Here is a 12,369-nt window from a genome sequence, read left to right as displayed (position 1 = left end):
TAGTTATAAGTAGTAGATTTCTTGTTAAACTAAATCTAATACGTATATTGTAAATTATATTGTATTTCCCATGGAGAGGGACAGCTACGAATTCCTGTAATGATTTGTCCAACTTGTTCATATACTTCAAATAAAGTACATATGGACAAGGAGGTAGTATGGTGATATTAGGTATGCCTTGGTGGGTATTCGTCGTAATTTTATTTATTTTCTTTAGTGGTTATATGTCGTTTAGAGCAATGCGTGCAGAACGAGAGTTAGAGAAGCATTTTATTGAAAAAGAAGGTCAGGTTTATATGAACCGAATCCAAGAAGAACGTGAAGAACGCTTAAAACAAAATGAAATTACGAACTAACCTAAAAAAAGAGCCAATCCCTATATCTAGGAGTTGGCTCTCATCATTAACCTTGTGCTTCTGTCTTTTTGAATATATCTTTATAGTCTTCGATTTTTACATCGATTTTAGCATCTTCTATAAGCTTGTCCATTTTTTCTTGGACTTTAGCGTTGTCAACTTGTTCCGTTGCTAATTGTCTACGGATAGTTTCTTTCTCATCTTCTAAAGTAGGAATGTCAGTTACGGTGATGATATGGTAGCCAAACTCAGATTTTACTGGATCACTAATTTCGCCTTCTTTTAGGCTAAATGCAGCATCTTCGAATTCTTTCACCATTCTACCTGTAGCGAAATAACCTAAGTCTCCACCTTGTTCAGCAGAACCATCAGTAGAATATTCTTTCGCTAATTCTGCAAAGTCTCCACCTTCATCAAGCTTTTTCTTTACTTCATTAGCAGTTGCTTCATCTTCGACCAAGATGTGGCTAGCTCGGATTTCGAGTTCGTTATTTTCTTTCATCTCATTAAATTTCTTTTCAACTTCTTCATCTGACACTTTAATATCTTCAAAAACTAATTTTTCTTGTAGAAGTCGTTGATATGTTTGCTCGCGGAAAGCATCCTCATCTGGATAGCCTTGTTGCATCAGCCACATAGAGAACATATCGCCTTGCTCATCTTTTACTTCTTTAACGGCCTTATCAACTTCTTCATCTGTTACATCGTATTTATCTTCTAGAACTTTAATTACAACCATATTGTATAGTGCACTTTCACCAATATAGTTTTTCATTTCATTATAGAAATCTTCCTTTGTAATGTCGCCTACTTTTGTTTCTACGACAACTTCTGAATCATTACTACAAGCAGACAGTAGCAAAAATCCTGTCGTAATTGCTGCAATCGTTAATTTTTTCATCTAAAGCTACACTCCTAATCTTCATTGACTTAATGATTAATATACCATAATCTGTATTGATTATAATAGTTAAAAGTCATATTCCTAACTTTTTACACATTTGCTTTTTGATTACACCATTGAATTTAATACTTTTACATAAGAAGTAACAAGTAAGATAAGGATCATAATATTCGTGAACCGAAACACTTTAGCTTCTTTAGCAGCATTCATCTCAAGCTTCTTACAAAATTTATCTGTTAACGTATTAAAGGTGAATAGGATGATTAATGCATAAAACAGAAAAAAGATTATCAACCTTATAGCCTCCCCCAACAAAATACTAACAAAATATCTATGCCATGGAAATACGAAAAATTCATAGCAAAAATAACTATATAAAATACTGTAACAAAAAATTCAAATTATGAATAGTAAAAAAAGAGGCTTCTGTAGAGAGCCTCTTCTAATTAGCTTTTAATAGTATATCGAAGCCTTCCTCACCATTTTCAACATAAGCGTTATTCGGTGCTTTCCACAAATGGCGGATGGTTAAGAAGTCAAGAAATGATAGACCAATATTGACTGCAGCTATTAGTAATGCATAAACATAAACCATAGGAAAAATGATTCCAGCAACTATACAAGGTATGGTAATTAATAATGAAGGCATGATTAATGATATGATATAGTTTTTTTTACTAATATGCGAAACAATATAAAAAGTAAATATAGGTAATACTTTTTTTCTAGTTATCTTTAAATTAATACGGCGATTCATTATAATTAATGGTAAAATATGCATAAATGAGTGAAGTGTTGGTAATAAAACAATCGCTATGATAAATACTAGTATCCCCACTTGTTGTACTTGTTTATCAAGATGTAGCATAGAGAATGGTACATAGAGTAGGATAAAGGCAATTAATCCAATGAAACAAGAGATTAAATTAATACGTTTTAACCCATAATGCTTATCTAAATTTATTGATTTCCAGCAGTTCATCATCATGCCTCCTTTTCATTGGTGTACGAACTGATTTTTTTATTAGTTTTAGAGTCAATTTAAAAAAGCCTTTTTGATAATAGTATTTAATGATAAAAAATGCAATAGGTTTTAAGGAAATTTAACAAGAAAAATTGTTTCCTTGGAGTATATATAATTTGAATACCATATGTAATAAAGAACTATGATGGGAGGGAGCTATACGTGAATAATAATGAGGCTGATAACCTAGCAACATTTCAAATACAATTACTGACCAATATTATTGATATAAAAAAGTTCCCTTTTACCAAACTTATAATGGAGAGAAGAGTTACGGAAAAAGAATATACCGAACTCTTTGAAATGCTTGAACGGCTGAACATGGAGTATAGGCAACAAAAAGAAGAAGGGTTACTGGACTATTCGACACATCTTATGCGATTTGTTGGTATGTTAACGGAAAAGTTAGATCCAACTGAAACCATACTAGCATTAGAATGTGAAGGCTACTATCCAGAGTTATTAGGGGAATTTATCCGATTGATACATAAAAATGGCTTATAGGGGTTTCCTATAAGCCATTTTCTATTTGTTCTTCGATGCTTCTTTAAAAAATACATCCAGTTTGTTATGAAAATCTAGTAAGTCATTTAATTTGTTATGAATATGTTCATTGCTTTGGTCCAAGGCGGATTGTTCCAATTCTGATTGGAGTTCTAGTAATGCCTCTTTTCGATCCTCTGTTGCGACAATCCATTTTTTCATATAAAAGCTCATAAACTGCTTAAATAGCTGTTCATTCGCCTGGAATAAATCCTTTCGAACCCCTTTTTTCCATACGCGCTTTACTAGATTTAAATCTACTAAACTGCGTACTCCTGTGCTCATGGATGTTTTGCTTTTCCCTAATGCTTCGCTCATCTGATCCAATGTTAAAGGCACTCCTTCTATATAAAGAAATGCAAAGAGTCTGGCCTCTAATGGGGATAAGTCAAACAATTCCACGGTTTTTGCGAATTCTAGAAGAATACTGTTCTTAATATGTTCGTTGTTGCAATCCAACATGCAAACCTCCCAACAAGTATAAGGGTACAACAGTCTGAACTAATTTTAAAACGGGGAGTTGATACGGATTTGGGAGCATTTGGGAGGATTTCTAAGTATCACCTGTGAATAATGTGTACAGTTTAAACTGTACAAAAAATATAAACGAAAATAAAGGAATACACAGTTTGTTGCGAATGGGTAGAAAGGTGTATAGTTATCAGGTAAGCAATTCGGCAAAATCAGTTTTACTTTTATCTAGTTATGTTTCTCTACTTCTTCCCTAATGAATTATGTGATGGGGAAGAAATATGCATTTGAAAAGGTTTGAAATTATGTATATCTGTATTGTGGCTGTTCGGTGATTGTTAAAACACTTACCCTGAGTAGATAGAGAGTTTAATTGATTTATAAAGGACTTACATGAAGGAAGAGGTGAAGGGTATGCCCATTATAGAGGCGAAAAATTTAACGAAAGTATTTGGGAAAAACCCCAAACAAGCATTAGCGCTTTTAGAAGAGGGTTTATCAAAAGAAGAGATATTAAAGAAGACCGGTAGTACAGTAGGTGTTAATCGTGCTAGCTTTACGGTTGAACCGGGAGAGATTTTTGTCATTATGGGACTCTCAGGTAGTGGTAAATCTACGCTAGTCAGACTTATCAACCGCCTAATTAATCCAACTGAAGGTAGTATGATGATAGACGGACAGGACCTAGCTAAAATGGATCGAAAGCAGCTTCGTCAAGTTCGAAGAGATAAATTAGGAATGGTCTTTCAACGGTTTGCGTTATTTCCAAATCGAACCGTTTTACAGAATACAGAATATGGATTAGAGATTCAGAAAGTACCTAAAGAGGTACGGACAAAAAAGGCACTGGAAGCTCTTAAGTTAGTTGGTTTAGAAGGTTATGCGGATCAAAAGCCTGATCAGCTTTCTGGTGGGATGCAGCAACGTGTTGGATTGGCTAGAGCGTTGGCAAACGATCCAGAAGTCTTATTAATGGATGAGGCATTTTCAGCACTTGACCCATTAATACGTAAAGATATGCAGGATGAATTGATTGATCTGCAATCGACCATGAAGAAAACCATTATTTTTATTACGCATGATTTAGATGAGGCATTACGTATTGGTGACCGAATTGCTTTAATGAAGGACGGAACAATCGTTCAAATCGGTACTCCAGAAGAAATATTAGTAAACCCAGCAAATGAATATGTTGAACGATTTGTAGAGGATGTTGATCGTTCAAAAGTATTGACTGCACAACATATTATGAAGCGTCCAGAGACAATAAATATTGAAAAACACGGGCCGCGTGTCGCTTTAGAGCGTATGCGTGAAGCGGGTATATCTAGTATTCTAGTGGTCGATAGCAAGCGCAATCTAAAAGGGTATGTAACAGCAGATGATGCATCAGAAGCGAGAAAACAAGAAGTGCGTGATATTAACACTATCTTACGTACAGATATTAAAGAGGTCACAAAGGAAACATCGATGCAAGATATCTTTAATGTCATCAATGGTTCACCAGTACCAGTTGCTGTAGTGGAAAATGAGAAACTTGTAGGTATTATCGTACGCGGTGCCGTCATTGCTGCGTTAGCAGGGGATAGTGAGGTGAACATAGAGCATGTTTAAAGAATGGTTTACAGAAGGCATACCGATAGGTGATTGGGCAAAAAGTTTTACAGAATGGACAAAGGACACCTTTTCCTTTCTATTTGAACCAATCAAAGAACATTTAGGGAACTTCATGGAATGGTTTTCTGAAGATGTTCTCATGCAGATACCGGCTTTTGTATTTATTTTAGTTATTGCAATTCTAGCATTTATTCTTTCCAAGAAGAAACTAGGTTTAATGGTATTTTCAATCGTTGGGCTTTGGCTCATTTATAATCAAGGTTACTGGGAAGAACTAATGAGTACTGTGACACTAGTGTTAATCGCTAGTATATTATCCATTATTATTGGGGTGCCACTAGGTATCTTAATGGCCAAAAGTAAAACAGCAGAAGCGATTCTTAAGCCAGTACTCGATTTTATGCAGACAATGCCAGCGTTTGTTTATTTAATTCCAGCGGTGGCGTTCTTCGGAATTGGTTTGGTACCTGGTGTATTTGCATCCTTAATATTTGCAACGCCACCTACAGTTCGCTTCACAAACTTAGGAATTCGACAAGTATCCAAAGAATTGGTTGAGGCATCTGAGGCATTTGGTAGTACAGGAGCTCAGAAATTATTTAAAGTTGAGCTACCGATGGCAAGAGCTACTATCATGGCAGGAATTAATCAGACAGTCATGTTAGCTCTATCCATGGTTGTTATAGCATCCATGATTGGGGCACCAGGACTTGGAAAAGAAGTATTAACCGCCTTACAACGCTCTGATGTTGGTACAGGATTTGTTGCCGGAATTGGAATTGTTATTTTAGCCATTATCATTGATCGTTTTACACAAAGTGTAAATAAAAAACAAAACAATGCTTAATTTCTTAGGATTTCTTTTCTATATGAAAAGTTCCATATAAAAAATTATGAAGGGGAGTTAATGATATGTTTAAACGTAATTGGAAGCGTCTAGGGATAATTGCTGGACTTTCTTTATCCTTAATCGCAGCAGGTTGTTCTTCGGATGATTCATCATCAAAAGATAGCGGTGAAGGTGATTCTTCTGTAGGCGAAGGACAAGAAATAAATCTTGCTTATGTAAATTGGGATACAGAGATAGCATCTACGAACGTTATCGGTAAAGTATTAGAAGATCTAGGTTATGATGTTACGCTTACAGGATTGGATAATGCTATTATGTGGGAAGCGGTTGCGACAGGTGAAGCCGATGCAATGGTTGCAGCATGGTTACCTGGAACACACGGAAGCCAATTCGAAGAGTACGGTGACCAAATGGAACAGTTAGGCCCAAACCTAGAAGGTGCTAAAATTGGTTTAGTTGTACCATCTTATATGGATGTAAATTCTATTGCCGACTTAACAGATGAAGCAGACATGAAAATTACTGGTATTGAGCCAGGTGCAGGTGTTGTTGCCGCATCTCAGCGCACATTAGAAGAATATGATAACCTAGCAGATTGGGAAGTTGTGACGTCATCTAGTGGTGCTATGGCAACTGCGCTAGGAGAAGCTATTGAAAACGAAGAAGAAATTATTGTAACTGGTTGGTCACCACATTGGAAATTCCAAAAATATGACCTTAAGTATTTAGAGGATCCTAATGGTACATTTGGTGATGCTGAAACAATTGAAACAATGGTACGTAAAGGTCTAAAAGAAGATATGCCTGAAGCATACCAAGTGCTTGATAACTTCAACTGGACTACAGCAGACCTTGAAGCTGTAATGCTTGATATTACAGAGGGTATGGATGAAGAAGAAGCAGCAGCTAAATGGATTGAAGAGAATCCAGATAAGGTTGCGGAATGGACTAAAGGAATAGAATAATCATTAAAAAACCTGTAAACATTATATAAATTGTTTACAGGTTTTTTCTTTACATAATGAATGAGCGGGAGAAATCGATAAAAAAACCAACACCTAAAAAGATGCTGGTCTCGGTTTATTCTTCTTTATTTTTACCGGCATTAACCTTTTCCTCTAAGTCCTTCAGACTTGATTCGATTTGCTCAAGATATTGATGAATATTTTGCTGATGTGGCTCAACCGATTCTTTCCACTCTACAATGGAGTTCTTCATCTCGTGTGTTAAATCTTTCATTAATGAAACACCTTCTTTGGACGTTGCTGCAATTTGATTTTTTAAACGTAGCCCATCCTGTTTGAGGTTTTCAAGCAATTCCTTCCATTCGATACTTTGATCTTTAACCTTCGTTCTTAAATCTTTACCAGATGTCGGAGTCGTTAGTAATGTTGCAGCTGCTCCAACTGCTGCTCCGAATAAGACTCCAAGGGCTAATGATTTTCCATTCGCCATAAAAATCCGCTCCTTCCCGTATACTATAATTTTTCCTTTATCTCTCTATTTTATCCAACCTATGACTAGTATCCTGTGTAATGGGGACTTATGATAGGACAACCCCTACCATATGAGGGTGTATTCCTATAGAAGTATGTATAAGTTAGTTGCTTTAAAAAATCCTCTGACACTCGCCAGAGGATATATATATGGTTATCATTATACGGTAATTGGTTTTGAACGCTTTAGAATCTGCTGAACAACAGGGTATATCACAACCATTAGTACGGTATTTAATCCTGCAGCTGGCAATACAGCAGTTGTAAAAGCGAGCAGAAATGCACCATCCATTAAACCGATAACATATAGGACAAAACTTAAGAATATGGATCCACTAATCATAGTCCCAATTGCTGTTAATACTGGTGCAGTGATATTGTGATTAATCTTATCTTTCAACAGTAAAAACAATGCAAAGAATATAAATGCTGTAATAGGCTTTTCAATTAGATTGGCGATTTGTCCACCGGGTGCACTCGTTGATAAAGCAGATAGCACTCCTGTAGCAATGGAAAGCACCATTACATAATTAATCTTTGGAAACAGCATAATCCCTAAGAACATCATTGCTAGCATCATATCTGGTGTTACCCCATAAATTGGTGGCATCACAAAATGCAATGCTGCTCCTATCCCTACTAGTAGTGACAGAATGACTAAAACTCTTGTATTCATTTGTACCTCTCCTCGGCTAAGCTTATCTAAGCTCTTATTTTTTAGTTCCTCAACTGTACACTCGTTGTCAGTTGCAGAAACTTATATATATTATATCAAACATTACAGCAAAGAAAAAGTAAATTCTAAAAACTTTTCATTTACATAATGGGAGATTTACTTAACTTCTTTGTTTATTTCGGCTGCTATGTTCTGTAGGTTCTCAGAGGTGTAATCATCCGTATGCACCTTCCAGTTTGATGAAAAACCATCGCCTTCTCCATAGCGAGGAATTAAGTGAATATGTAAATGGAATACAGATTGATCAGCTGCCGGTTCATTGTTATTTAATAAGTTCATCCCAATAGGTTGGAAAGCTGTTTTTATTGCATTAGCAATTCGAGGGACCCGAGAAAATAATTCACTCGCAACCTCACTAGGTGTTTCGTAAATGTTTTTTACATGAGTTTTTGGAATAACTAAGGTATGCCCTTTTGTTACTTGACTAATATCAAGGAATGCATAAACATGTTCATCTTCGTACACCTTGGCAGAAGGAATTTCACCAGCAACAATTTTACAAAAAATACAATCTTCATGTGCCAATTTATTTCATCTCCTAACATTTTCTTCTATTGTAAATAGATGGCGCTCAAAAAGTAAAGTGTTTGGATTGTTTAATTTCTCACAGAATAACCAAAAAACAGGCATCGCCCGAAGGCGTGCCTGCTGTAGAGTCGAGGTCAATAAAACTAATGTGGGGACTTGTAGTACCGTTAATTCGCCCAAAGCTTCTTAACTGGTTTACAAAAACCTTTTTGTTAGTATCCCTTGGCGTTGAGACATCTTCTAACAAAAGGGTTTTATTGCATTAGATTATCTTTCACCAACACCCCATTTGTTTTTTTCATGTTGTTTTCTAGTGCAGCTTCACTATTTTCCAACACTAACACCTCATTTGTGTGTAACAAATTGGCTTGCTGTGAGTCATCCTCGACTCTACACTAGTATTTTGAGCATTTTTTAAAGTTCTATACCTCTTTTTTAAAAAAATTTAAACTAAAAGTTCCTTTGGTATGTCACTAGGGTAAAGCAACACGAACGAACTACCCGACCATATGAGAAAGTTGTCGAAAATCTATTGTGAGTTTCCTTTGGAATTTATATCTATAAGTGATAAAATTTTTATCAAGTGATAAGAGAAGTAGGGGGAAAGCTTGTGGAGCCTTTATTACATATTGACAATCTCGTTGGAGGGTATACCCATAAAAATGTTCTCCATGGTATTTCGTTTGAAGTAAATACCAATGAAATAGTTGGATTAATTGGTTTAAATGGTGCCGGCAAAAGTACGACCATTAAACATATTATTGGATTGATGCAGCCTAAAAAAGGATCTATTTCGATTAATGGGAAAACCTTTAAAGAAAACCCATCAGAATATAGAAATCAAATGGCCTATATTCCTGAAATGCCTATTCTATATGATGAATTAACATTATATGAACATTTACGCTTAACAGCTATGGCATATAATGTTCCAGAAGATGTATTTGAGAAGAGGTTAGAGGTATTATTAAAAGAATTTCGTTTAGAAAAAAAGCTGAAATGGTTTCCAGTACATTTTTCCAAGGGAATGCGACAAAAGGTAATGATAATGTGTGCGTTTTTAATTGAACCACCACTCTATATTGTGGACGAGCCTTTTGTAGGGTTAGATCCACTAGGGATCCAGTCATATCTTCAATTAATGGATAATATGAAAGAGAACGGTTCAGGTATATTGATGTCTACTCATATTTTAGCAACTGCTGAACGCTACTGTGACCGGTTTGTTATCCTGCACGATGGTGATGTTCGTGCACAAGGAACGTTAGAGGAATTGCGTGAGCAGTTTGATATGCCTCGTGCCAATTTAGATGACCTATATGTACAACTAACAAAGGAAGATAGCCATGTTTAATGCACATGACTTTTTTATGAAGCGTTTCAATGCGCATCTAAAAGATATGAGTAGGTATCTTCGTTATATTTTTAATGGGCATATTGCTTTTGCAATGCTATTTTTTGTTGCTGCATTGGCATATTATTACCAACAATGGCTAGCAAATCTCCCAGATAATTTCCCAACAGCATGGATTATGGGGATAGTATTAGGTGTTGTCGTTAGTTATAGCCCTGTACGAACACTGTTAAAGGAACCAGATTTAGTTTTTCTTCTACCGGCAGAACATAAGATGAGAGCCTATTTCCGGAATGCTCTTATCTATAGTTTTGTTATTCAACTATATATAGTAGCAATTGTAATGGCTGCTTTTGGTCCTTTATATTCTGCTTCCTTTGGCGAGCGTGAAGGGAAAACATACTTCGTTACCATCTTAGTCGTATTAATATTTAAGCTATGGAATTTAATCGCTAATTGGTGGATGTTAAGGGTACGTGAAGAACATCTCCGACTGATAGATCAAGTAGCGAGATTCCTGCTTAATATTGCAGTTTTCTATTTCATCATAAGTGGAGAAATGCTGCTTGCAGGAATTACTACTATTTTGTTCATTATTGTATTTCTTTATGATTTAGGTATCTCTCGTAAGCAGGCGGGAATTGCATGGGAGCTCCTTTTGGAAAAAGACCAGAACCGTATGCAATCTTTTTATCGTTTTGCTAATATGTTTACCGACGTACCGAATTTAAAAAATCGAATAAAGCCAAGAAATTGGCTAGTGTCATTTGTGGAGAGAAGAATTCCATTTGAACGGAAAGCTACCTATGATTACTTATACCGGATTACGTTTATTCGTGGTGGAGATTATTTAGCCATGTATATTCGTTTGATTGTAATTGGCGGTTTGTTTATTTTCTTCCTACCAAACCTGTGGGTGAAGATTGGATTTGCAATTCTATTCCTGTACATGAGTAGTTTTCAAATGATGGCATTGTATCAACACCATCGCACCATCATCTGGCTAGACATATATCCTGTTGAAGCAGAACCTAGAAGAAGTGCATTAATGAAGTGGTTATTGCAGCTGGGAGTTATTCAGACAATAATCTATGCGATTGTTTTTCTACTGTCTCAAGCCTACATAGGTGCTATCATCACTTTAATTTCTGGGTTAGCCTTTATTTACATCTTTACAAATGGTTATATCAAACGAAAATTAGCGTAAAAAAGGCATTCCTTGGAGTAATTGATCCAAGGAATGCTTTTTTACATGGCATTATATATCTTGTTGATAAGCAAAGTAAGTACTGATTAATGTTTTGGCAGCAATTGGCATCGCTCTTTCATCAAAATCAAAATGAGGGTGGTGATGTGGATAGTGATTTCCTTCCTTTTCAGCACCTGTAAAAAAGTATGCCCCAGGCCTTTCTTGAAGATAATAAGCAAAATCTTCTCCACCCATTACTGGTATGATTTCTTCTATCTGATGTACATCGGGTATTTTTCTCGCTTCATGTAGGACAAGTTCTACCTCTTTAGCATGGTTAATGACAGGTGGATACCCCTTTATGTAATCAAATGAATAGGTACATTCATTTGCGATGCAAACACCTTTTATAATTTTCTCCATTTCCTCTATTACTTGATCTTGAATATCTGTATTTAAATATCTTACAGTTCCAACGAGTTTTGCTGTATCTGCAATGACATTAAAAGCATTTCCAGCTTCAAATATGCCGATAGTTAAAACTACAGTCTCAAGCGGGTCGATTCGTCTGCTTGTAATTTGTTGCAACTGTGAAATGAGTTGTGCACCTATGACAATCGAATCCTTTGTTTCATGGGGATATGCGCCATGACCACCTTGCCCTTGAATCGTAATTTCAAATCGATCTGCCCCAGCCATCAGGACGTCTTTTGCGGATTGGATTGTTCCGAGGGGAGTGGTGGCCCATAAATGTGTACCAAAAACAGCATCAACGCCTTCTAAAGCTCCAGCTTCAATCATCGGCTTTGCCCCACCTGGTGCATATTCTTCTGCATGCTGATGAAGGAATACAATGGTACCCGATAATTCTTTTTGATAGGATTTCATTACCTTTGCCAGTGTCAGTAAGGTAGCTGTGTGGCCATCATGTCCACAAGCATGCATCACACCATCTACCTTGGATTTATATGGAACATCCTTCTCATCCTGAATTGGTAGAGCATCAAAATCAGCCCGTAGCGCAATTGTTTTTCCTGGCTTGCCGCCTTTCAATGTAGCAATTACACCGTTTCCCCCGACTTCCTTTTGATATGGGATTTCTAATTTATCATAAAAGTTCGTAATGTATTGCGCTGTTTGATACTCCTGAAAGGATAATTCAGGATATTGATGTAAATGTCGGCGGATATCGACCATTTCTGGATATAAAGCATCTATCGCTTTATGTATTTCCGTTAACATAGACCAATTCCTCCTTCTGAATTTTTTTACTATTATAGCATCTTTTTTAGTGTGACAAG

General features: G+C 36.1%; 15 protein-coding genes. 7 read left to right on the top strand and 8 right to left on the bottom strand.

The annotated features are described in order from the left end of the window. The first annotated feature begins 158 nt into the window (after window positions 1-158). Complete coding sequence (locus tag G5W_RS0101920; RefSeq protein WP_081472401.1) at window positions 159-356, top strand: sporulation YhaL family protein; 198 nt, start codon at window positions 159-161, stop codon at window positions 354-356. A gap of 46 nt (window positions 357-402) precedes the next feature. Here G5W_RS0101920 and G5W_RS0101915 read toward each other — a convergent pair whose 3' ends face one another. The 3 genes from G5W_RS0101915 to G5W_RS0101905 all read right to left on the bottom strand — a co-directional run bounded on the left by G5W_RS0101915 (window position 403) and on the right by G5W_RS0101905 (window position 2,242). Further along, window positions 403-1,257, bottom strand: a complete 855-nt coding sequence (locus tag G5W_RS0101915) for a peptidylprolyl isomerase (RefSeq protein WP_010093728.1) — start codon at window positions 1,255-1,257, stop codon at window positions 403-405. Between the two features lie 111 nt (window positions 1,258-1,368). Then, window positions 1,369-1,554 carry a hypothetical protein gene (locus G5W_RS0101910; protein WP_010093727.1) on the bottom strand — a complete coding sequence of 62 codons (186 nt, stop codon included), beginning with the start codon at window positions 1,552-1,554 and terminating at the stop codon, window positions 1,369-1,371. Window positions 1,555-1,702: 148 nt separating this feature from the next. Next, the gene (locus tag G5W_RS0101905; protein ID WP_010093723.1) at window positions 1,703-2,242 is read right to left on the bottom strand and encodes a DUF3267 domain-containing protein; all 540 of its coding nucleotides are present in this window, start codon (window positions 2,240-2,242) and stop codon (window positions 1,703-1,705) included. A 204-nt stretch (window positions 2,243-2,446) separates the two neighbouring features. Between G5W_RS0101905 and G5W_RS0101900 the strand changes: the two genes are divergently transcribed. Further along, window positions 2,447-2,788 carry a DUF1878 family protein gene (locus tag G5W_RS0101900; RefSeq protein ID WP_010093721.1) on the top strand — a complete coding sequence of 114 codons (342 nt, stop codon included), beginning with the start codon at window positions 2,447-2,449 and terminating at the stop codon, window positions 2,786-2,788. 21 nt (window positions 2,789-2,809) lie between these two features. Here the strand turns inward: G5W_RS0101900 and G5W_RS0101895 are convergent, their stop codons facing one another. Next, the gene (locus tag G5W_RS0101895; protein WP_033445529.1) at window positions 2,810-3,289 is read right to left on the bottom strand and encodes a GbsR/MarR family transcriptional regulator; all 480 of its coding nucleotides are present in this window, start codon (window positions 3,287-3,289) and stop codon (window positions 2,810-2,812) included. Window positions 3,290-3,712: 423 nt separating this feature from the next. Between G5W_RS0101895 and G5W_RS0101890 the strand changes: the two genes are divergently transcribed. The 3 genes from G5W_RS0101890 to G5W_RS0101880 all read left to right on the top strand — a co-directional run bounded on the left by G5W_RS0101890 (window position 3,713) and on the right by G5W_RS0101880 (window position 6,730). After that, a complete protein-coding gene (locus G5W_RS0101890) occupies window positions 3,713-4,912 on the top strand; it encodes a quaternary amine ABC transporter ATP-binding protein (protein WP_010093719.1) in 1,200 nt (399 codons plus the stop codon). Beyond that, window positions 4,905-5,762: an ABC transporter permease gene (locus G5W_RS0101885; protein ID WP_010093718.1), complete on the top strand. Its 858-nt coding sequence runs from the start codon at window positions 4,905-4,907 to the stop codon at window positions 5,760-5,762. Before G5W_RS0101890 ends, G5W_RS0101885 begins: the two co-directional genes overlap by 8 nt. 65 nt (window positions 5,763-5,827) lie before the next feature. Continuing rightward, window positions 5,828-6,730, top strand: coding sequence for a glycine betaine ABC transporter substrate-binding protein (locus G5W_RS0101880; protein ID WP_010093717.1), 903 nt, complete (start codon window positions 5,828-5,830; stop codon window positions 6,728-6,730). A 115-nt stretch (window positions 6,731-6,845) separates the two neighbouring features. On the opposite strand, the gene G5W_RS0101875 is transcribed toward G5W_RS0101880, so the two are convergent. The 3 genes from G5W_RS0101875 to G5W_RS0101865 form a co-directional block, all read right to left on the bottom strand. Further along, window positions 6,846-7,220: a YtxH domain-containing protein gene (locus G5W_RS0101875; protein WP_010093716.1), complete on the bottom strand. Its 375-nt coding sequence runs from the start codon at window positions 7,218-7,220 to the stop codon at window positions 6,846-6,848. Window positions 7,221-7,421: 201 nt separating this feature from the next. Then, window positions 7,422-7,937, bottom strand: a complete 516-nt coding sequence (locus G5W_RS0101870) for a tryptophan transporter (protein WP_010093715.1) — start codon at window positions 7,935-7,937, stop codon at window positions 7,422-7,424. Between the two features lie 156 nt (window positions 7,938-8,093). Beyond that, window positions 8,094-8,522: an HIT family protein gene (locus tag G5W_RS0101865; protein ID WP_010093713.1), complete on the bottom strand. Its 429-nt coding sequence runs from the start codon at window positions 8,520-8,522 to the stop codon at window positions 8,094-8,096. A gap of 613 nt (window positions 8,523-9,135) precedes the next feature. On the opposite strand from G5W_RS0101865, the gene G5W_RS0101855 reads away from it, so the two are divergent. Both G5W_RS0101855 and G5W_RS0101850 read left to right on the top strand, forming a co-directional pair. Continuing rightward, window positions 9,136-9,879 (top strand): ABC transporter ATP-binding protein, encoded by a 744-nt coding sequence (locus G5W_RS0101855; RefSeq protein WP_010093710.1) that lies wholly within the window; start codon window positions 9,136-9,138, stop codon window positions 9,877-9,879. Continuing rightward, window positions 9,872-11,086, top strand: coding sequence for an ABC transporter permease (locus G5W_RS0101850; RefSeq protein ID WP_010093708.1), 1,215 nt, complete (start codon window positions 9,872-9,874; stop codon window positions 11,084-11,086). Before G5W_RS0101855 ends, G5W_RS0101850 begins: the two co-directional genes overlap by 8 nt. A 51-nt stretch (window positions 11,087-11,137) precedes the next feature. On the opposite strand, the gene G5W_RS0101845 is transcribed toward G5W_RS0101850, so the two are convergent. Continuing rightward, a complete protein-coding gene (locus G5W_RS0101845; RefSeq protein ID WP_010093706.1) occupies window positions 11,138-12,310 on the bottom strand; it encodes a M20 metallopeptidase family protein in 1,173 nt (390 codons plus the stop codon). Window positions 12,311-12,369: the final 59 nt, after the last annotated feature.

The sequence above is a fragment of the Ornithinibacillus scapharcae TW25 genome, assembly GCF_000190475.1.
GTDB lineage: Bacteria > Bacillota > Bacilli > Bacillales > Amphibacillaceae > Ornithinibacillus > Ornithinibacillus scapharcae.
Note: the sequence above shows the minus strand (reverse complement) of the source record. Positions and strands in the feature narration are given on the sequence as shown.